At 70.5% G+C, this 19,203-nt stretch carries 16 protein-coding genes and 1 tRNA gene; 9 read left to right on the top strand and 8 right to left on the bottom strand.

The window, feature by feature from the left end; genetic code table 11:
• The first annotated feature begins 286 nt into the window (after positions 1–286).
• Together AB8O64_RS14835 and AB8O64_RS14830 are read left to right on the top strand one after the other, a co-directional pair.
• Positions 287–1,285, top strand: coding sequence for an XRE family transcriptional regulator (locus tag AB8O64_RS14835; protein ID WP_370419598.1), 999 nt, complete (start codon positions 287–289; stop codon positions 1,283–1,285).
• Between the two features lie 22 nt (positions 1,286–1,307).
• On the top strand, positions 1,308–1,883 hold the full coding sequence (locus AB8O64_RS14830; protein WP_370419597.1) for an HD family hydrolase: 576 nt from the start codon (positions 1,308–1,310) through the stop codon (positions 1,881–1,883).
• 80 nt (positions 1,884–1,963) lie between these two features.
• Here the strand turns inward: AB8O64_RS14830 and AB8O64_RS14825 are convergent, their stop codons facing one another.
• On the bottom strand, positions 1,964–2,191 hold the full coding sequence (locus AB8O64_RS14825; protein WP_370419596.1) for a DUF6243 family protein: 228 nt from the start codon (positions 2,189–2,191) through the stop codon (positions 1,964–1,966).
• A gap of 707 nt (positions 2,192–2,898) precedes the next feature.
• On the opposite strand from AB8O64_RS14825, the gene AB8O64_RS14820 reads away from it, so the two are divergent.
• Both AB8O64_RS14820 and AB8O64_RS14815 read left to right on the top strand, forming a co-directional pair.
• Positions 2,899–4,278 carry an NAD(P)/FAD-dependent oxidoreductase gene (locus AB8O64_RS14820; RefSeq protein WP_130878216.1) on the top strand — a complete coding sequence of 460 codons (1,380 nt, stop codon included), beginning with the start codon at positions 2,899–2,901 and terminating at the stop codon, positions 4,276–4,278.
• Between the two features lie 178 nt (positions 4,279–4,456).
• Positions 4,457–5,776: a class I SAM-dependent methyltransferase gene (locus AB8O64_RS14815; protein ID WP_370419595.1), complete on the top strand. Its 1,320-nt coding sequence runs from the start codon at positions 4,457–4,459 to the stop codon at positions 5,774–5,776.
• Between the two features lie 105 nt (positions 5,777–5,881).
• Here the strand turns inward: AB8O64_RS14815 and AB8O64_RS14810 are convergent, their stop codons facing one another.
• Positions 5,882–8,401 (bottom strand): ABC transporter permease, encoded by a 2,520-nt coding sequence (locus tag AB8O64_RS14810; protein WP_370419594.1) that lies wholly within the window; start codon positions 8,399–8,401, stop codon positions 5,882–5,884.
• Between the two features lie 100 nt (positions 8,402–8,501).
• Complete coding sequence (locus tag AB8O64_RS14805; protein WP_362222289.1) at positions 8,502–9,284, bottom strand: ABC transporter ATP-binding protein; 783 nt, start codon at positions 9,282–9,284, stop codon at positions 8,502–8,504.
• A 398-nt stretch (positions 9,285–9,682) separates the two neighbouring features.
• Here AB8O64_RS14805 and AB8O64_RS14800 point away from each other — a divergent pair.
• Positions 9,683–9,767: transfer RNA gene (locus AB8O64_RS14800), tRNA-Leu, on the top strand.
• A gap of 224 nt (positions 9,768–9,991) precedes the next feature.
• Positions 9,992–10,864: a Bax inhibitor-1/YccA family protein gene (locus AB8O64_RS14795; protein WP_370419593.1), complete on the top strand. Its 873-nt coding sequence runs from the start codon at positions 9,992–9,994 to the stop codon at positions 10,862–10,864.
• A 111-nt stretch (positions 10,865–10,975) separates the two neighbouring features.
• Here the strand turns inward: AB8O64_RS14795 and AB8O64_RS14790 are convergent, their stop codons facing one another.
• Positions 10,976–11,206, bottom strand: a complete 231-nt coding sequence (locus tag AB8O64_RS14790) for a DUF4287 domain-containing protein (RefSeq protein WP_130878224.1) — start codon at positions 11,204–11,206, stop codon at positions 10,976–10,978.
• 98 nt (positions 11,207–11,304) lie between these two features.
• Between AB8O64_RS14790 and AB8O64_RS14785 the strand changes: the two genes are divergently transcribed.
• Positions 11,305–11,643 (top strand): hypothetical protein, encoded by a 339-nt coding sequence (locus AB8O64_RS14785; protein WP_356458258.1) that lies wholly within the window; start codon positions 11,305–11,307, stop codon positions 11,641–11,643.
• Between the two features lie 84 nt (positions 11,644–11,727).
• On the opposite strand, the gene AB8O64_RS14780 is transcribed toward AB8O64_RS14785, so the two are convergent.
• The 3 genes from AB8O64_RS14780 to AB8O64_RS14770 all read right to left on the bottom strand — a co-directional run bounded on the left by AB8O64_RS14780 (position 11,728) and on the right by AB8O64_RS14770 (position 15,384).
• Complete coding sequence (locus AB8O64_RS14780; protein WP_370419592.1) at positions 11,728–12,573, bottom strand: hypothetical protein; 846 nt, start codon at positions 12,571–12,573, stop codon at positions 11,728–11,730.
• 404 nt (positions 12,574–12,977) lie between these two features.
• Positions 12,978–14,198: an acetyl-CoA C-acetyltransferase gene (locus AB8O64_RS14775; protein ID WP_356458255.1), complete on the bottom strand. Its 1,221-nt coding sequence runs from the start codon at positions 14,196–14,198 to the stop codon at positions 12,978–12,980.
• Between the two features lie 157 nt (positions 14,199–14,355).
• The gene (locus AB8O64_RS14770) at positions 14,356–15,384 is read right to left on the bottom strand and encodes an SGNH/GDSL hydrolase family protein (RefSeq protein ID WP_365374009.1); all 1,029 of its coding nucleotides are present in this window, start codon (positions 15,382–15,384) and stop codon (positions 14,356–14,358) included.
• Positions 15,385–15,555: 171 nt separating this feature from the next.
• Here AB8O64_RS14770 and AB8O64_RS14765 point away from each other — a divergent pair, with 171 nt between their 5' ends.
• A complete protein-coding gene (locus AB8O64_RS14765) occupies positions 15,556–16,947 on the top strand; it encodes a cystathionine beta-synthase (RefSeq protein ID WP_356458251.1) in 1,392 nt (463 codons plus the stop codon).
• 276 nt (positions 16,948–17,223) lie between these two features.
• Here AB8O64_RS14765 and AB8O64_RS14760 read toward each other — a convergent pair whose 3' ends face one another.
• Complete coding sequence (locus AB8O64_RS14760; protein ID WP_370419591.1) at positions 17,224–17,655, bottom strand: hypothetical protein; 432 nt, start codon at positions 17,653–17,655, stop codon at positions 17,224–17,226.
• Between the two features lie 108 nt (positions 17,656–17,763).
• Here AB8O64_RS14760 and AB8O64_RS14755 point away from each other — a divergent pair, with 108 nt between their 5' ends.
• Complete coding sequence (locus AB8O64_RS14755) at positions 17,764–19,134, top strand: acyl-CoA synthetase (RefSeq protein WP_370419590.1); 1,371 nt, start codon at positions 17,764–17,766, stop codon at positions 19,132–19,134.
• The last annotated feature ends 69 nt before the right edge of the window (positions 19,135–19,203 follow it).

Below are 19,203 nucleotides of genomic sequence, written 5' to 3'. Positions count from 1 at the left end.
TCGCTGTGCGCGACTATGGTCGAAGCGCGCGTGCCGTGCGCTCGCTCAAACGAAGCTACGGCGACCGGTACAGTCCAAAAACTGACCCTCTGTATGAGTTGTTCAAGGCCGCGCCACCGGAGAGCAGGCGATGACTCCTACTCGTTCCCATCCCGGCAAGGGAACACTGACCGGCGGTCAGTGTTCCCGTAATCGAGCCAGTGAAGGGCTGGTAACCGGGCATGTTTTCAAGGTCATCAGAGAGCGGTTGCCCTGCACGCAACGGGGGATCGCGGAGCGCTTAGGAGTGGACGCGACCACGGTGCAGGGCTGGGAGAGTGGGCGGCGCCCGGTGACCGCAATGGCCGCTGGACAGCTCTTGGCACTCCGGCGACGCCTCCTCGGCTATGGCGCGGATCCCCACTTGCTCGTCCTGCTCGACGCCGCCATGGAAGCTGACTCGGTGATCGCTTATGCGTTGGACGAAGGTCCGCCGGACAGCGATCTGAGCCGTCACCCTCTGGCGGGGTGGGTTTTCACCCGAGCTTCAACCCACATGATTGCGTGGGCGCTCACGGGGATCGCTCCCGCCGCTCTGCCTCCCGCTCCCGCAGTTACGCCGCGCCGCCGTGGGCCGTCCCCGGTCAACCCCATGCTCGCGGACCCTGAGCGTCGGCGCTTCTACGACCACATGCGCAGGTATGCGGAGATCGCCGACTGGTCGGGCGAAGGGGGTGCCCTCTTGCGCCGCCAAGCCCTCTACCTGTGCAGCTACGACACGGCACCGGATACGCATGCCTGGCTGGCCGATATGCGAGCGCGGAGGCCCGTGCGTCTCACGCATTCGACGTGGTCGCCGGAATGGGCGGATGCAAGGTCCTTGGCCACGTCTTTGACCAGGTACGGGGAACTCGACGTGTTGCACGGCTTCATCGAGCGAGGGATGGGGGACGACGCGGGCGAGATCGCGAACCTGAACTACTGGGCCTATTGGCTCGGCCTCGACAGGGCCCCGCGGTCCGACGACTCGTTCATGGCGGACCGCTCGCCGCGACTTTGGGACGCGGGCGCCCTGCTGCGCAGCATCGCTGATCGGCTGGACCCCGCTTTGGGGTGCGTGGACCTGAACGTCCACTCGGTGTGGTCCCTGATCGTTTCCCGCCCCGGTGTACTCGCCGCTGACCCCGGGCTCGCGCAGGAACTCCGGGGCAGGGTCGCCCTGCTGCTGGACAGTGGCTCGGTCTCACAGCAGGCCCGGCGGGAGCTCGATGCCGTGCACTACGTTCTGAGACTGAACAGCCCGTGATTCATCTGAGAGGACAGGCCGCATGAGTGACGATCAGTACGCCAAGGGGTCCGTGTGCTACCTCATGGAAATGGGCCTGCTGAAGCGCGCGAAGCGGACCGGCTGGTGGATCGTGGGGGTGAAGGACCCCGAGTCGATCGCGGAGCACAGCTTCCGTACCGCCGTCATCGGGTCGGTGCTGGCGATGATGGAAGGCGCCGACCCCGCGAAGGTCGCGCTGCTCTGCACCTTCCACGACACCCAGGAGACCCGGATCGGCGACATCCCCTGGATCGGCCGCCGCTACCTCACGGCCGCCGACAACGAGAAGGTCACCGCCGACCAGGTGTCCCAGGCGCACCCCGCTGTGGCGGCAGGGGTGCAAGCGGTTGTCCACGAGTACGAGAACGGTGACTCGCTCGACGTCATGGTGGCGCGCGACGCGGACAAGTTGGAGTGCATGATCCAGGGGCTGGAGTACCTGGAGCAGGGCTACGCCAAGGCTCAGGAGTGGGTCGACAGCACGCGGGCCAAGCTGAAGACGCCGTCGGCGATCGCGCTGGCCGATGCCGCGCAGGGCATGTCGTCACTGGAGTGGCAGCGCGTCTACCTGCCGTAGCCCGAACGGCAGCAGGGCCCGGACCGCGTGTCGCGGTCCGGGCCCTGCCCCGTGCGGTGCCGCCCTGCGGCGGCGGTGCGTCAGCTCTGTGCGGTGTCGTCGCCGGTGTCGTCGCCCGCCTGCCCGGCGGCCTCAGCCGCGGCTGCCTTCTCGCGCATCTTGCGCACCAGCTCCGACTTCTGGTCGGCCGCACCCTGGCGGTCGAGGTTGCGGTGCGGGCCGTTGTTCTGGCGTTCGGCGCGGGACTGCCGCTTGCGCTGGCCGCCGCCCTGGCCCACGGGGTTGTTGATGTTCTTGCTCACGGTCATGGGTTCTCCCGGTAATGATGTGAAGTGATCTACGGATTCATCGGTGGGGGACGGGCGGCGACGTCGAAGGACGTCAGCAGGGGCCCATCACGCTCTCACTCGTAAATCGGCGCCTGGAAGAACATGACAAAGACGTTACCCGGTTCCGTCGGCCCCGCGCACCAGCCTTTTCGCTGCCCCGGGCGTTGTCGTGGCCGTGGGTGAGGTCGCCCCGGCAGGGGTCGGGGCGGTTCACGTGGGCCATACGTCCGGATCCTGTGCGTGCGCGGAGACCGCCAGCTTTTGTTCGCACCTGGCGCGGCGGTCAGGGACGTCCCGGTGGGTGCCTGGAGCGCCGAGCGGGGGGCTCCGGAGGCCCTCCGCGAAAAAGGTTCGTGAAATCCTTCACATGAAAAAGTGGCTCGATGGGCACCCACAGGGGCCTTACGGCCCCCTTTCGGGGCCCCACAGGCCCTGGCGGTCGGAAACCGTCCGGTTTCATGCGGGTTAAAGGAACGTTTATGCAGACGGCTCCGGAGCACTGGTCCAGTGGCCGCGAAGCACGCAAGGCCAGTTCAGCAGGGGTGAACAACGGATGCGGCCGAGGCGTGGTTCCCTTACGGGAGTATGGCGTGGGTCACGGGGGCGGCGGAGTGTAGCAGATGGACCCTCAGACCTTGTGAAGGGGCTCACGAGCACCCCTCCCGAGAGTGCTGGATACTCGAAACATGAGCACCACGGAGCGTCCACGGATCCTCGTAGTAGGCGGTGGGTACGTCGGCCTGTACGCGGCGCGCCGCATCCTTAAGAAGATGCGGTACGCGGAGGCGACCGTCACGGTCGTCGACCCGCGCTCGTACATGACCTACCAGCCCTTCCTGCCCGAAGCAGCTGCCGGCAGCATCTCCCCCCGCCACGTCGTGGTGCCGCTGCGACGCGTGCTCCCCAAGGCGGAGGTCCTCACCGGCCGCGTCACCACGATCGACCATGACCGGAAGGTCGCCACCGTCGCGCCGCTCGTCGGCGAGGCGTACGAGCTGCCCTTCGATTACCTGGTCATCGCGCTCGGCGCCGTCTCCCGAACCTTCCCGATCCCCGGCCTTGCCGAGAACGGCATCGGCATGAAGGGCATCGAGGAGGCCATCGGCCTGCGCAACCACGTCCTGGAGCAGCTGGACAAGGCTGACTCCACGACCGACGAGGAGATCCGCCGCAAGGCGCTGACCTTCGTCTTCATCGGCGGTGGCTTCGCGGGCGCGGAGACCATCGGCGAGGTCGAGGACATGGCGCGCGACGCCGCCAAGTACTACCCGAACGTCAAGCGCGAGGACATGCGTTTCGTCCTCGTCGACGCCGCCGACAAGATCCTTCCCGAGGTCGGCCCGAAGCTCGGCGAGTACGGCAAGCAGCACCTGGCGAGCCGCGGCATCGAGATCCACCTCTCGACGTCCATGGACTCCTGCATCGACGGCCACGTCGTGCTGAAGAACGGCCTCGAGGTCGACTCCAACACGATCGTGTGGACCGCGGGCGTCAAGCCCAACCCGGCGCTGGCCCGCTTCGGCCTGCCGCTCGGTCCGCGCGGCCACGTCGACACCACCGAGACCCTCCAGGTCCAGGGCACCGACTACATCTGGGCCGCGGGCGACAACGCCCAGGTTCCGGACATGGTCGGCCGCAACGCCGGCAACCCGAACGCCTGGTGCCCGCCGAACGCCCAGCACGCGCTGCGTCAGGCGAAGGTCCTCGGCGACAACGTGATCTCCGGCATGCGGGGCTTCCCGCAGAAGACGTACTCGCACGCCAACAAGGGCGCCGTCGCCGGCCTCGGCCTGCACAAGGGCGTCGCGATGATCGTCATGGGCAAGATGAAGATCAAGCTCAAGGGCCGTCTCGCCTGGTACATGCACCGTGGCTACCACGGCATGGCGATGCCGACCTTCAACCGGAAGATCCGCGTCCTGGCCGACTGGACGCTGGGCATGTTCCTCAAGCGCGAGGTCGTCTCGCTCGGCGCCATGGAGAACCCCCGCGAGGAGTTCTACGAGGCGGCCAAGCCGGCCCCGCAGGCCCAGAAGGCCGACGCGGAGAAGGCCAAGGCCTCCTAGCGTCAAGCCGCAGTACGTAGTCCAAAGGGCGTCCATCTTCCGTGGGGTGGGCGCCCTTCGGCATGTTTAGCGGCAGGGGAGTTGACCAAGTCTCAGGGGACGGGAGTACAGCGCGACCCGTAAGTGTTTAGGTGTCAGGTGAATCTTTTCCTGGCGCTTCATCACGGAGGTGTGCGACATGGCCGACGCCGCTGGACGGCTCACCGCGCTCGCGGAGCAGGTACTGGGAGCCCCGCTCCCGGTGCGGCTCCGCGCCTGGGACCGCAGCGAGTCCGGCCCTCCGGGGACCCCGGTCCTGGTCATCCGCCGCCGCCGGGCCCTGCGCAGGCTGCTGTGGAAGCCCGGCGAGCTGGGCCTGGCCCGCGCCTGGGTCGCCGGTGACCTCGACATCGAGGGCGATCTCTACGAAGCCCTCGACCTGCTCTCCGGGTCCCTCTGGGAGCGCGGCGAGGACGCCGCCACCCGCACCTCGGGCCTCGCCGCCCTGCTGAGCGCCCTGCGCGACCGGGGGACGCGCGCCGCGGGCATCGAGCTGATCAAGATCGCCGGGCCCTGGCTGCCGCCGTCACCGCCGCCCGAGGAGGCGCCCCGCCCCCGCGGCGGCCCGCTGCACACCCTGCGCCGTGACAAGGCGGCCATCAGCCACCACTACGACGTGGGCAACACCTTCTACGAGCGGGTCCTCGGCCCCTCGATGGTCTACTCCTGCGCCTATTGGGAGAGTTCGGACTCCACCCTCGAAGAGGCCCAGCACGCCAAACTCGACCTCGTCTGCCGCAAGCTGGCCCTCGAACCCGGACAGCGGCTCCTGGACGTCGGCTGTGGCTGGGGCTCGATGGTGCTGCACGCCGCCCGCGAGTACGGGGTGAGCGCGGTGGGCATCACGCTCTCCGAGGAGCAGGCCGCGTACGCCCGTAAGCGGGTCGCCGAGGCCGGGCTGGCGGACCGCGTCGAGATACGGGTCCAGGACTACCGCGAGACCTTCGACGGGCCCTTCGACGCCATCTCCTCCATCGGCATGGCCGAGCACGTCGGCTCTGCGCGCTACGCCGAGTACGCCGCCGAGCTGTACGGGCTGCTGAAGCCCGGCGGCCGGCTGCTCAACCACCAGATCGCCCGGCGGCCGCTGAGGGACGAGGGGGCGTACGAGGTCGACGAGTTCATCGACCGCTACGTCTTCCCCGACGGGGAGCTCGCGCCCGTCGGCCGGACCGTCGGGCAGCTGGAGCGCGCCGGGTTCGAGGTCCGCGACGTGGAGGCGCTGCGCGAGCACTACGCCCTGACGCTGCGCCGCTGGGTGGCCAATCTGGAGGCCCACTGGGACGAGGCCGTCCGGCTCAGCTCGCCCGGCCGCGCCCGGGTCTGGCGGCTCTACATGGCCGCGTCCGCGCTGTCCTTCGAGCGCAACCGGATAGGGGTCAACCAGGTGCTGGCGGTCCGTACGCCCGAGTCCGGGGCGTCCGGGCTGTCGCTGCGGACCCGGGAGTGGCGGGGCTGAGCCCGTACGAAGAAGGCCCGGCCCGCGCGACGGGAGGTCGCGCGGGCCGGGCCTTCGTGACGGGCGTCGCGGCCGGATTCGGGCCGGCCGCGACGCCCGCGCCCGCTACTCGGCCTTGATGGCCGAGAGCATGTTCAGCCGGGCCGCCCGGCGGGCGGGCCACAGCGCGGCCAGCACGCCCACGGCGGCGGCCAGCAGCAGGAAGATCCCCATGCGGCCCCAGGGGAGCACCAGCTCGTAGGTGGCCATGGCATTGCGGATCAGCTCGCCGGCCGCCCAGCCGAAGAAGACGCCGAGTCCGATGCCGAGCACACCGCCGAAGAGCGAGATGACCAGCGACTCCAGCCGCACCATCCGCTTGATGCCCTTGCGGTCCAGGCCGATGGCGCGCAGCATGCCGATCTCCTGCGACCGCTCGAAGACCGACATCGCGAGGGTGTTGACGACGCCGAGCACCGCGACGATCACGGCCATCGCGAGCAGCCCGTAGAGCATGTTGAGCATCAGGTTGATCGCGCCGGCGATGCTCTCGGAGACGTCCTTCTTGGTCTGGATCGAAATGGCCGGGTTGTCGCCGAGGGCCTTGCGCAGCGACTCCTCGGCCGCCTCGCTCGTACCGGTCTTGGTCTTGACCATGACCTGCTGGTCGGCGATCTCGCTCTGGTGCGGGGCCAGGGTCTTGGTGTCCACCATGATGCCGCGCATCAGGTCGTTGCCCTTGTAGACGCCCGAGACGGTGAGCTTGCCGCGCTTGCCGTCCTCGTAGGTGGCATCGAGGGTCGAGCCGAGCTTCCAGCCGTAGCTGCGGGCGGTTTTGTCGTCGACGACGACCTTGTTGCCGGAGAGGCCGGCGAACGAGCCCTTGGTGAAGTCGAGCTTGGTGAGGTCGGCGACGGTCTTGCCGTTGACCCCGACGAGCTGCTGGAAGTCGCCGTCGATCCGGGACGGGGACTGGCGCAGCGGGGTGGCGGCGGTGACCTCGTCCAGCGCGGACAGCTTCTTCTCGACGTCCGGGGAGAGCGGGGTCTGGCTCGCCATGGAGATGATGTAGTCGGCCTTGATGGCGTCCGTGGCCATCTTGTCGATGGCCTGGGACACGCTGCCCGCGATCACGGTCAGACCGGTGATCAGGGTGAGGCCGATCATCAGGGCCGAGGCGGTGGCGGCGGTGCGGCGCGGGTTGCGGACCGCGTTCTGCCGGGCGAGCTTGCCGGAGATCCCGAAGACGCGCAGCACGGGGGCCGCGGCGGCGATCAGCGGGCGGGACAGCAGCGGGGTGAGCACGAAGACGCCGATGAGCAGCAGCGCGGCGCCGATGCCGAGGATCGACTGGGTCTTCGAGACGAGGACGAGCGCGACACCGGCGGCGGAGAGGACGGCGCCGATGGAGTTGCGGACCACGAGCGACCGGGTGGTGGCCACGGCGTGCACGCTGTTCATGGCGGCGACCGGCGGGATCTTCGCAGCCCGGCGGCCGGGCAGCCAGGCGGCGAGCATCGTCACGACGATGCCGACGACCAGCGAGCTGATGACCGCGGACGGCGGGATCACGAGCGGTCCGTCGGGGACGGTGGCCCCGGTGCCGTTCATCAGGGCGCGCAGACCGGCGCCGATGCCGATGCCGGCGACGAGGCCCGCGACGGCCGCGACCGCGCCGACGACGAACGCCTCGATGAGCACGGAGCGGGTGACCTGGCGGCGGCTCGCGCCGACCGCCCGCATCAGCGCCAGCTCCTTGGTGCGCTGGGAGACCAGCATGGTGAAGGTGTTGGCGATGATGAAGATGCCCACGAAGAGGGAGATGCCCGCGAAGATCAGCAGGGCGTCCTTCATGCCGTCCATGCCGGTGGCGATGATCTTCGCCTGGTCGTCGGCGAGCTTCTTGCCGGTGGTGGCCTCGGCGTCGCGCGGCAGGATCTTGTCCAGCTCGGCCTTGAGCGCGGTCTGGGAGGTGCCGGGGGCGGCCTTCACGTCGATCTCGCTGAAGCGGCCGGGCTTGGCGTAGAGCTTCTGCGCGGTCGGGGTGTCGAAGAGGGCGAGGCTGCCACCGGCGGCGACGTTGCCGTCGTCGGTGGTGAAGATGCCGGTGACCTTCTGCGGCAGCACCGGGCCGTTCACGGAGACCCGGACGGTGTCGCCGACCTTGTAGCCCGTGCGGTCGGCGGTGGTGGCGTCGAGGGCGATCTCGCCCTTGGCCTGCGGCGCGCGGCCGCTCTTCATCGGGTAGCGGGGGTCCTTGCCGCCGGCGCCCGGGTAGTAGTTGGCACCGGCGGAGGCGAAGCCCTCACCGACGAGCTTGCCCTTCTTGTCCGATATCGCGGCGAAGCCGTTGACGGAGCCGGTGGCCGAGGCCGCGCCCGGCACCTTCGCGGCCCGGTCGAGCAGGCCCTGGGCGAGGTCGGGCGCGGCACCGGGCTTGCCCTTGTCGCCGTCCTCCCGGTGGGGCTGGATGGCGACGTCGACGCCGGTGAAGCCCTTCTGGGAGCTCTTCTGGTAGGCATCCGAGATGGTCGAGGTGAAGACCAGGGTGCCGGAGACGAAGGCCACGCCGAGCATGACGGCGAGGACGGTCATCAGCAGCCGGGCCTTGTGCGCGAGCACATTGCGCAAGGCGGTACGGAACATGGTCAGTCCTGAGTGGGGTTCCCTCGTCCCTGTGACGGGTGAGGGGCGAGGGGGACGAGAGGGAGGGGGCTACGGGCGGTCCAGGGGTGTTTCCCGGTCCTCAGCTCGTGCGGCCCTTGGCGTCGAAGCGCTTCATGCGGTCGAGGACCGCGTCGGCGGTGGGCTCGCGCAGCTCGTCGACGATGCGGCCGTCGGCGAGGAAGACGACCCGGTCGGCGTAGGAGGCGGCGACGGGGTCGTGGGTGACCATCACCACGGTCTGGCCCAGCTCGCGCACCGAATTGCGCAGGAAGCCCAGCACCTCGGCGCCGGAGCGGGAGTCGAGGTTTCCGGTCGGCTCGTCGGCGAACATGATCTCGGGGCGGCCGGCCAGGGCGCGGGCCACGGCCACGCGCTGCTGCTGGCCGCCGGAGAGCTGGTTGGGCCGGTGCTTGAGCCGCCCGGAGAGACCGACGGTGTCGACGACCATGTCCAGCCACTGCTTGTCGGGCTTGCGGCCGGCGATGTCCATGGGGAGCGTGATGTTCTCCAGGGCGTTCAGCGTCGGCAGCAGGTTGAACGCCTGGAAGATGAAGCCGATCTTGTCGCGGCGCAGCCGGGTGAGCTTCTTGTCGTTCAGCGAGGTGAGCTCGGTGTCGCCGATCCGCGCCGAGCCGCCGGAGACGGAGTCGAGGCCCGCCATGCAGTGCATGAGCGTCGACTTGCCGGAGCCGGACGGGCCCATGATCGCGGTGAACTCGGCCTGACGGAACTCCACGGACACGGCGTCCAGGGCGACCACCTGGGTCTCGCCCTGTCCGTAGACCTTGGTGAGGTCCGTGGCGCGGGCCGCCACCGCGGTGGTGCGGACGGCGGTCTGGGCGCCGAAGGGGGTGGTGGTCACGGTGGAGCACTCCTGTCAGGACGAGGGCGGGGTCGTATCTCCATCGTCCTGTGCCGATCCGCCGCCGGGATCAGACCCAGCTCCCGTTCCCGGGACAGACTCAAGGGGTAGCCGCCGAGCGGTTCGTCATCCTTTGGTAGGAGGGTGCCCCCGAGTGCCGGAGACGAGATTGCGACAATTGCGGACGGCGCGAGGGGCGGGGGGATGAACGGGGGAGATCGGCCTCTGGCATGTGCCAATGGCGACATCCCTGCACTGATAGGCCCTCAGTTGCCAATAAAATAAGACAACCTCGGGTCATCGTTCCGCTGTTTGGGGGGCGCTCCCCGGATAGGCTCGTCCTGCTCTCTTCTGGTGAGGCGCGCGCGCCTCCCAGCCCGTTACGGCCCGAGAGCTCTGCCCGGATGGTGGAATGCAGACACGGCGAGCTTAAACCTCGCTGGCCTTACGGCCGTGCCGGTTCGAGTCCGGTTCCGGGCACCAACGCGCACCGTGCTGTATCCACACACGGGCGCGGTCTCCGCCGGAAGCGGAATGTACCCCACCGTTTCTCGGTGTGCGACGCGTCACGTGGAACCGACCGGCTTCGGTTTGCGTTGTCAGGGAAGACGCGCAAAGAAAAGATCGTCCCCAAGCAGGAGGGCCATTTCTTTGCCTACCTATTACCCTTGTCGCAAGGCCGCGCAGGGTGGCCATGGAGGAGTGAAATGAGGAGCAGCAACCCGGTCTTCTCGCGACGGGGGTTCAGCCGCGACAACGGCGGCTACGCGGGCTTCAACGCGGGGCCGCAGGCCGGGGCCGCGACCCAGGGCAACCCCTACGCGACCAACCCGTACGCCGAGCCCACCAACCCGTACGCGGCGAACCCGTACGCGACCGGTGGTCCCGACCTGCAGCACGGTGCCCCGCAGGCGCCGGCGCAGCCCGGTCGGATGACCATGGACGACGTCGTCTCGCGCACCGCCATCACGCTGGGTGCGGTCGTCGTCGCCGCCGGTCTGGCCTGGGCGCTCGAGCTGCCCGTGGCGCTCGGATTCGGTGCCGGTCTCGTCGCGATGGTGCTCGGCTTCATCCAGGCGTTCAAGGCCAAGCCCGTCCCCGCGCTGATCCTCGGCTACGCCGTCTTCGAGGGCCTGTTCCTCGGTGTGATCAGCCAGGTCTACAACAACGTCGCGCAGGGCGCCCCGATGCAGGCGGTGCTGGGTACGACCGCCGTCTTCGTGGGTGTCCTCATCGCCTACAAGACCCGTCTCATCCGGGTCGACCGCAGGTTCGTCCGCTTCGTGATGGCGGCCGCGATCGGCTTCGTGCTGCTGATGGCCGTCAACATGCTCTTCGCCGTCTTCGGCGGTGGCGACGGCCTCGGCTTCCGCACCGGTGGCCTGGGCATCGTCGTCGGCATCATCGGCGTGCTGCTCGGCGCGGCGTTCCTCGCGCTGGACTTCAAGCAGATCGAGGACGGCGTCCGCTACGGCGCTCCCCGCGAGGAGTCCTGGCTGGCGGCCTTCGGTCTGACGCTCTCGCTCGTGTGGATCTACACCGAGATGCTCCGGCTGATCTCGCTGCTGAACAGCGACTGACGGAACGAGCAGCTGGACCCCGGTCGCCCATGGTGACCGGAAGGGCCCGGGAAGGCATCGCCTTCCCGGGCCCTTCGTCGTCTGTCGGGGGTCGTTTCGCCGGGTGTGCGGCTATCCCAGCTTCCGCGCCGCCCGCCGGAGGTCGTACTCGTGGACGATCGCCTTGGCGTGGCCGTATGCGAGGTCGTGCTCTCCCCGCAGCCAGCTCACCTTCTCCTCGAAGCGGAAGAGAGAGGGGCCTTCGTCGACCGTGCGCAGCCAGTCGGCGATCTCGCGGCCGGTGCAATGGGGGATTCGGGAGAGCAGATTCCGGTGGGTCTCGTCGGAGAAGACGTGGGTCATCGGCGCCTCCGGACGCGTCGAATGATGGTCCTTCATGTCACCGTGCCTGAGTGTTCAGGCGTTGGCAACAGTCGGTGGGCGGCGCATAGGCTCGCGGCGTGGATGATGTGACGCCTCTTCTGGCCGCTGTGGACGCCTTCGCCGACCGGCTGCGTGCCCTGCCGCAGTCCCGACTGAGCCGGGGGGCGGCGGCGGAAGCGCTGGCCCTGGCCCGAGAGCTGGCCGCCTGGACGCAAGCCGTCGAGGAGCCGGGGACGCCCGCGCCCCGGGAGATGCCGGAGGCCGGCATGTTCGCGGTCGCCGACCAAGTGGCCGTGGCCGGCCACGATTTGGCCGAAGCGCTGGCCGTCGGCGGTGGGGATCCGGCCGCGACGGGCCCGGGGGTGGCCGAGGCCGTGGCCCTCGTCGAGGCCGCGGCGAAGCGCTGCGGCCTGTAAACGCCTTACGGAGGGCGGCGGAAGGGCTGCCGGCCCCCGAGGGCGGGCGGGAGCCCGTACGGCCGCTGCCGGGCCCGTGAGGGGCTACAGCGAGGCGATGACGCGGTCGGCGAGGACGTAGACGTTCCCCGACGCGCAGCCGAACGTCAGGGCGTACGCGCCGGAGACCCCGGAACCGCCCAGCAGGACGGGGGCGTCGCCGGTGCGCAGCGCGTCCGCGAGCCGCTCGGCGGTCTCGCGGTGGCCCGGCGTCATGCAGATCGTGGTGCCGTCGGCGAAGACGTACACGTCGAGGGTGCCGAGCGGTCCGGGGCGGACGTCGGCCAGCGGCATCCGGGTCTCCGCCAGCTCGGCGAGGCGCTCGACGGTGCGCTCGTGGTCGTCGATCTGGGGGAACGGCGAGAAGTCCGGGTGCGAGGGGTGGCGGCGGCGCGCGGCGGCCAGCTCGGGCGATTCGGCGGCCTCCGCGTCGGCGACGGCCTCGGCCGCCTCCGTCAGCGGGTCGGTGCCCGTCAGCGGCTCCAGACCGGCGAGGTCCGCCTGGCGGGGCACGAAGAGCCCGCTGTAGGGGCCGTCGGGCGTCAGCAGGTCGTCCCCGAGGCCGGCCAGGCCGCCCAGCAGGGAGGGGGCGTCGGCGGCGTCCCGGGCCTCCTGCGCCGCCCAGAAGGCGCGGGCCTCGGCCAGCTCCCGCTCGCGCTCCTCGGCGAGCGCGTCGGCGACGGCCGCGCGTATCTCGGAGAGCTCCGCCACGGGGGCGGTACGGGCGGCGGGCACGGGGGCGTGGACCGGGCGGTCCGCGGTGGCGGCCGCCAGCTCGCTGCGCAGGGCGGTGATCTGCCGGCGCAGACCGCGTGTGGTGTGAAGGGCGGCGGCGCCCGCCGCCGTCGCGGTGGCAGCGGCAAGCAGCAGGGCAAGGGACATGGCGCTCACTGACGTACTCCCGGTTGCAATAGATCCCCCGAATTCCTACCTCAGCTTCGCGCGCGATGCCCCCGGAGCGTAGTGCAAAACGTCATGAAACGGGCGGGTCCAAGGGCCTGGACGTTGTTCCTTCAACGACTCTGACCTGGGGAAACGAATCTCCCCCGGGACATTGGTCACATCCTGGGGGAGATTCGGTCACGTTCCCGCACGGCCACGCCGGAGGCCGATATGGGGTCAGATGTGCGTCGCTCGACAGACCCGCAGGTCAGCCCTGATCAGATGTGATCAGCTCAGCCGCTCGTGCTTTCTGGTCGCGGCTGAGCCGATCCTCCGCTGCGGGCAGGTGCCACCTCGCCACGCGGCGGAGCCGCATAGCGATGCGGTCGGTGACCCCTACCCTCCGCTGCGGATCAGCTCAGCCGCTCGATCACCATCGCCATGCCCTGGCCGCCGCCCACGCACATCGTTTCCAGACCGAACTGCTTGTCGTGGAACTGCAGCGAGTTGATGAGCGTGCCCGTGATGCGCGCGCCGGTCATACCGAAGGGGTGACCCACGGCGATGGCGCCGCCGTTGACGTTCAGGCGGTCCAGGTCGATGCCGAGGTCCCGGTACGAGGGGATGACCTGCGCCGCGAACGCCTCGTTGATCTCGACCAGGTCGATGTCGCCGATGCCCAGCCCGGCCCGCTTCAGGGCCTGCTTGCTGGCCTCCACCGGCCCGTAGCCCATGATCTCGGGGGACAGGCCCGAGACGCCGGTCGAGACGATCCGGGCGAGCGGGGTCAGGCCCAGCTCGCGCGCCTTGGTGTCGGACATGATCACCAGGGCGGCGGCGCCGTCGTTGAGCGGGCAGCAGTTGGCCGCCGTGATCAGGCCGTCGGGGCGGAAGGCGGGCTTCAGGCCCGAGACGCCCTCCAGGGTCACTCCCGCGCGCGGGCCGTCGTCCTTGGAGACGACCGTGCCGTCCGGGGTGGTGACGGGGGTGATCTCACGGGCCCAGAAGCCGTTCTTGAGGGCCTCCTCGGCGAGGTTCTGCGACCGCACGCCGAACTCGTCCATGTCCTGGCGGGTCACACCCTTGAGGCGGGCCAGGTTCTCGGCCGTCTGCCCCATCGCGATGTACGCGTCCGGGATGAGGCCGTCCTCGCGCGGGTCGTGCCAGTCCGTGCCCTCCTGCGCGGCGCGCTCGGCGGTGCGGGCCTCGGCGTCCGCGAAGAGCGGGTTGTGGGTGCCGGGCATGCCGTCGGAGGAGCCGTTGACGGACCGGGAGACCATCTCGACGCCCGCCGAGATGAAGACGTCGCCCTCGCCCGCCTTGATGGCGTGCAGCGCCATCCGCGAGGTCTGGAGCGACGAGGAACAGTAACGGGTGATCGTGCAGCCCGGCAGGTGGTCCATGCCCATCTGCACGGCCACGATGCGGCCCAGGTTGTGGCCCTGTTCGCCGCCGGGCAGACCGCAGCCGAGCATCAGGTCGTCGATGTCGCGCGGGTCGAGCTCGGGGATCTTGGCGAGCGCCGCCTGGATGATCGTGGCGGTCAGATCGTCGGGGCGCAGGTCCTTCAGCGAGCCCTTGAAGGCGCGGCCGATGGGGGAGCGGGCGGTTGAGACGATCACGGCTTCGGGCATCACGGCTCCAAGGGGCGCGAAAGGCTGGACTCAACTGGAAGTTACCCGCACGTAGGGCCATGGTCACTGACTGCGTGCTGTGATGCGGGCCTCTTTTCTAAGCGGCTGCTCAGGGGGGCGGGGCGGTCACCCGGCATCGCGGTGACCGCCCCGCCGCTCACGCCTCGCGCCGCGCCCGGGACCAGACGTGGTGGGGCGTGGCCTCCGTGTGCGCGGGCAGCCGCTGCCGCCTGCGGTGCTTGAGCAGGGCCCACCGGCCGCGGGTCGCCGTGACCTCCGTACCGCCCTCGGCCGCCGCCTCCGCGGCCGCCCGGGCCACGGGCAGGATGCCCTCGCGGCGGGTCGCGTCCGGCCGCTCCTCGTCCTCCGGCCAGTAGCCCAGCGCCGCGCACAGGGTGGGCAGCACCGCCATGGCCGCCGTCGCGTACCCCTCGGCCGAGGGGTGGTAGTTGTCCGGCCCGAACAGCTCCCGCGGGTTCTGCTCGAACTCCGGCCCCAGCAGCGCGCCCAGTGACACCGTGCGGCCACCCGCCTCCAGCACCCCTATGGTCTGCGCCGCCGCCAGCTGGCGGCTGAGCTTCCGGGCCAGCCAGCGCAGCGGCTGGTACACCGGCTCCAGCGTGCCCAGGTCGGGGCAGGTGCCCACGACCACCTCGCAGCCCGCCTCCCGCAGTCTGCGCACCGCGTCGGAGAGCAGCCGCACGGACCGGGCGAAGGGCATCCGGTGGGTGACGTCGTTCGCGCCGATCATGATCACGCAGACGTCGGGGGTGCGGGCCGGGTCGGACAGCAGCATGGTGACCTGCCGCTCCAGGTCGTGCGACTGCGCACCCGACAGCGCCACGTTGCGCAGCTCCACGGGCCGCTCCGCGACCGCGGCGAGCCCCGAGGCCAGCAGAGCCCCCGGCGTCTGCCGGGGGCGGTGCACGCCCTGTCCGGCGGCCGTGGAGTCGCCGAGCACACCCAGCAGCAGCGGCTCGTGCCCCAGCCGGTGGACGAAGGAGGACCCGTAGCGGCCGTCCGCGCGTGGCGGGGCGTCGTTGTGCCCGCCGACCACCCGCCTGGCCAGCGCGACCTCCGTGAGCAGCACGCCCAGCGCCGCCCCGCCCAGCAGTCCGACCCCGCCGCCGCCGTACGCGGCGGCGGACGCGATCCGCCGTGCGACCCTCGCCCTCGACATGGACATAGGCCCGGGCCTCCTCCCGATCCACCGCCGTGCACCCTTGCCCGACCGTGCTAACAGCTTGTTGCCCCGAGCGCCCGCCCGCGCAACGCGCCGCTAGTGCACTCGGCGGCGCAATAGGCTGGATGTACGGGTACGCGACGACCGCTAGTACCCCCGACCGCGGAGATCACCGTGCAGTATCACGATTCGATGATTGAGCTCGTTGGCAACACCCCGCTCGTGAAGCTCAACAGCGTGACCGAAGGCCTTCAAGCCACCGTGCTTGCCAAGATCGAGTACTTCAACCCCGGCGGCTCGGTGAAGGACCGTATCGCCGTGCGGATGATCGAGGCCGCCGAGAAGTCCGGGGAGCTGAAGCCCGGCGGCACGATCGTCGAGCCGACGTCCGGCAACACGGGCGTGGGCCTTGCGATCGTGGCTCAGCAGAAGGGTTACAAGTGCATCTTCGTCTGCCCGGACAAGGTCTCCACTGACAAGATCAATGTGCTGCGGGCCTACGGTGCGGAGGTCGTGGTCTGCCCGACCGCGGTGGACCCCGAGCACCCGGACTCCTACTACAACGTTTCCGACCGGCTCGTCGCGGAGACGCCCAACGCCTGGAAGCCGGACCAGTACAGCAACCCGAACAACCCCCTTTCCCACTACGAGTCCACCGGCCCCGAGCTGTGGGAGCAGACGGCGGGGAAGATCACCCACTTCGTCGCGGGCGTCGGCACCGGCGGCACGATCAGCGGCACCGGCCGCTACCTCAAGGAGATCAGCGGCGGCCGGGTCAAGGTCATCGGCTCGGACCCGGAGGGCTCGGTCTACAGCGGCGGCTCCGGCCGTCCGTACCTGATCGAGGGCGTCGGTGAGGACTTCTGGCCGTCCGCCTACGACGGCACGGTGACCGACGAGATCATCGCGGTCTCCGACAAGGACGCCTTCCAGATGACGCGCCGTCTCGCCAAGGAGGAGGGCCTGCTCGTCGGCGGCTCCTGCGGCATGGCGGTCGTCAGCGCCCTGCGCGCCGCGGAGGGGCTCGGCCCGGACGACGTGGTCGTCGTCCTGCTGCCCGACAGCGGCCGCGGCTACCTCAGCAAGATCTTCAACGACGAGTGGATGGCGGACTACGGCTTCCTCGAGGAGGCCGGCGACGCCGCGCGCGTCGCCGACGTGCTGCGCCGCAAGGAGGGCGACATGCCCTCGCTGGTGCACATGCACCCCGAGGAGACCGTGGGTGAGGCCATCGAGGTGCTCCGCGAGTACGGCGTCTCGCAGATGCCCATCGTGAAGCCGGGAGCGGGGCACCCCGATGTCATGGCCGCCGAGGTCATCGGCTCGGTCGTGGAGCGCGAGCTGCTGGACGCGCTGTTCGCCCAGCGCGCCTCCCTCTCCGACCCGCTGGAGAAGCACATGTGCCCGCCGCTGCCGCAGGTCGGCTCCGGCGAGCCGGTCGCGGACCTGATGGCCGTACTCGGCCAGGCCGACGCGGCGGTCGTCCTCGTCGAGGGCAAGCCGACCGGTGTGGTGAGCCGTCAGGACCTGCTGGCCTTCCTGGCGGAGGGCGCGGGCTCCAAGTAACGCCGGTGGCCTGCCGGCCAACGGACGGGCCGTCAAAGGCACGTACAAGTCACGTGCTGGCAGCACGGACTTAACAACGGTCCGGCATAGTGAGGGGTGTCGGCACGGGCTCACCGCCCGGGCCGGCACCACGAACGGCGGCAGGAATTCCGGAGCGGCTCCCGGACTCCACGGCCGCCCGGACGCGGACGCCGGTTCGGCCGGTTCGGGCCGCGTCCTGATGGGGGACCGCCGTCGTCCCGACCCTGGCCTCGGCCGGTGGTGCGGCGGTCCCCCCTACTCCCAGTCCGTTTCCTTCTTGCGGCCGCGGAGCCAGGAAGAACCTCCCGCCGACTGGGCCAGGTTGACGCCGACGATGCCCGCCCAGCTCACCAGCAGGCCGGACAGGCCCGCGTTGACCACGGCGATGGCGGACAGCGGGATCGCCAGGACCAGCGAGACCGCGGCGAAGCCGAAGCGCTCGCCGAAGCCGCCCGGGTCGGGATCGCCCGCGCGGGGACGGCCGCCGCGGGCGACCGTCATCTGTTGTTCGGCGAGGTGCCGTCGCACCCGCTTGTCGACCGTGCCGTCGATCTTCTGCTCGACTTTCCGCTCGACCTTCTCCAGGAATGCGTCGATGAGTTCCGACTCGTACTCCGACCCCAGCTCCTTACGGGTCTGGAGGGTCGCGTCGAGTTCCTTTTTCAGCTCGGGGTCGCGGGCCATCATGCCCGCAACGGTACGGTCACTGGGGCCCCGCGGTCAGTGGGGCCAGCACCCGTATCCGCAGTAGGGGAAGTCCCCGCCACGCGAGGGCCCCCGTGGAAGGAGCAGTCCGTGCCCGAACCTCTGCTGTCGTCCCTCGCCGGGCCCGGGGCCGTCGACCGGGCGGACGCCCTGACCGTCGCCGGGCAGTCCCTCTCGCGGGAGGAACTCCTGGGTGCCGCGGGCGCGGTGGCGTCCCGGATCGCGGGCGCGGCCTCGGTGGCCGTGCGGGCCGACGCGACCGCGGCGACGGTCGTGGCCGTCGTGGGCGGGCTGCTCGCCGGTGTGCCCGTGGTGCCGCTGCCGCCCGACGCCGGACCCGCGGAGCGGGAGCACATCCTGCGGGACTCCGGCGCCGAACTCGTCCTGGGCGGCGAAGCGGACGCCGATGTTCCGGTGGACCCGCGGGAGCGCGCCGACTTCTCCGCCGTGGCGGAGGACCCGAAGACGACCGCTCTGATCCTCTACACCTCCGGGACGACGGGGGCGCCCAAGGGGGCGCTGATCCCGCGCGGCGCGGTGGCGGCGGGCCTGGACGGGCTCGCGGAGGCCTGGCAGTGGACGGCGGAGGACACGCTCGTGCACGGGCTGCCGCTCTTCCATGTGCACGGCCTCGTGCTGGGTGTCCTGGGCGCGCTGCGCACCGGATGCCGCCTGGTGCACACGGGCAGGCCGACCCCGCAGGCGTACGCGGCGGCCGGCGGCAGCCTGTACTTCGGGGTGCCGACCGTGTGGTCCCGCGTCGTCCGCGAACCGGACGCCGCGCGGGCGCTGAGCGGGGCGCGGCTGCTGGTGTCGGGCAGCGCGGCCCTGCCCGCGCCCGTCTTCCGGGACCTGGAACGGCTCACCGGGCAGCGGCCCGTCGAGCGGTACGGCATGACCGAGACCCTGATCACCGTCTCCGCGCGGGCCGACGGGGAGCGCCGGCCCGGCTCGGTCGGGCTGCCGCTGTCCGGGGTGCGCACGCGCGTGGTGGCGGAGGACGGCGCGGAGATCGGCGAGCTGGAGGTGGCCGGGCCGACGCTGTTCACCGGGTATCTGGGCCGCCCGGAGGCGACGGCGGCCGCGTACACGGACGACGGCTGGTTCCGCACCGGCGACATCGCCGCCATCGAGCCGGACGGCTCGCACCGCATCGTGGGCCGGGCCTCCACCGACCTGATCAAGTCGGGCGGCTACCGCGTCGGGGCGGGCGAGGTGGAGAACGCGCTGCTGGACCACCCGGCGGTGCGCGAGGCGGCCGTCGTCGGGGCCCCGCACGAGGACCTGGGCCAGGAGATCGTCGCCTATGTCGTGGCCGACGACGTGAGCGAGAAGGCACTGATCGACTTCGTGGCCGGGCATCTGTCCGTGCACAAGCGGCCGCGTCGGATCCGCTTCCTGGAAGCGCTGCCGCGCAATGCGATGGGCAAGCCGCAGAAGAAGCTGCTGCCGCCGCTGTAGGGCGCCGCAGTGGACGGCGGCAGCGCGCTGCATATATTCATGCAGAGTCAGGGCCATCTGAATGGAGGT

This window comes from Streptomyces sp. QH1-20 (genome assembly GCF_041283565.1).
Classification (GTDB): Bacteria; Actinomycetota; Actinomycetes; order Streptomycetales; family Streptomycetaceae; genus Streptomyces; species Streptomyces syringius.
This window is presented reverse-complemented; position numbering and strand designations above follow the sequence as displayed.

What these genes read in the sequence shown, in the direction of transcription:
- AB8O64_RS14830 (WP_370419597.1), top strand. Translation starts at nt 1,308, where the DNA reads ATGAGTGACGATCAGTACGCCAAGGGGTCCGTGTGCTACCTCATGGAA.
- AB8O64_RS14825 (WP_370419596.1), bottom strand. Translation starts at nt 2,191, where the DNA reads ATGACCGTGAGCAAGAACATCAACAACCCCGTGGGCCAGGGCGGCGGC.
- AB8O64_RS14820 (WP_130878216.1), top strand. Translation starts at nt 2,899, where the DNA reads ATGAGCACCACGGAGCGTCCACGGATCCTCGTAGTAGGCGGTGGGTAC.
- AB8O64_RS14815 (WP_370419595.1), top strand. Translation starts at nt 4,457, where the DNA reads ATGGCCGACGCCGCTGGACGGCTCACCGCGCTCGCGGAGCAGGTACTG.
- AB8O64_RS14810 (WP_370419594.1), bottom strand. Translation starts at nt 8,401, where the DNA reads ATGTTCCGTACCGCCTTGCGCAATGTGCTCGCGCACAAGGCCCGGCTG.
- AB8O64_RS14795 (WP_370419593.1), top strand. Translation starts at nt 9,992, where the DNA reads ATGAGGAGCAGCAACCCGGTCTTCTCGCGACGGGGGTTCAGCCGCGAC.
- AB8O64_RS14790 (WP_130878224.1), bottom strand. Translation starts at nt 11,206, where the DNA reads ATGACCCACGTCTTCTCCGACGAGACCCACCGGAATCTGCTCTCCCGA.
- AB8O64_RS14775 (WP_356458255.1), bottom strand. Translation starts at nt 14,198, where the DNA reads ATGCCCGAAGCCGTGATCGTCTCAACCGCCCGCTCCCCCATCGGCCGC.
- AB8O64_RS14770 (WP_365374009.1), bottom strand. Translation starts at nt 15,384, where the DNA reads ATGTCCATGTCGAGGGCGAGGGTCGCACGGCGGATCGCGTCCGCCGCC.
- AB8O64_RS14760 (WP_370419591.1), bottom strand. Translation starts at nt 17,655, where the DNA reads ATGATGGCCCGCGACCCCGAGCTGAAAAAGGAACTCGACGCGACCCTC.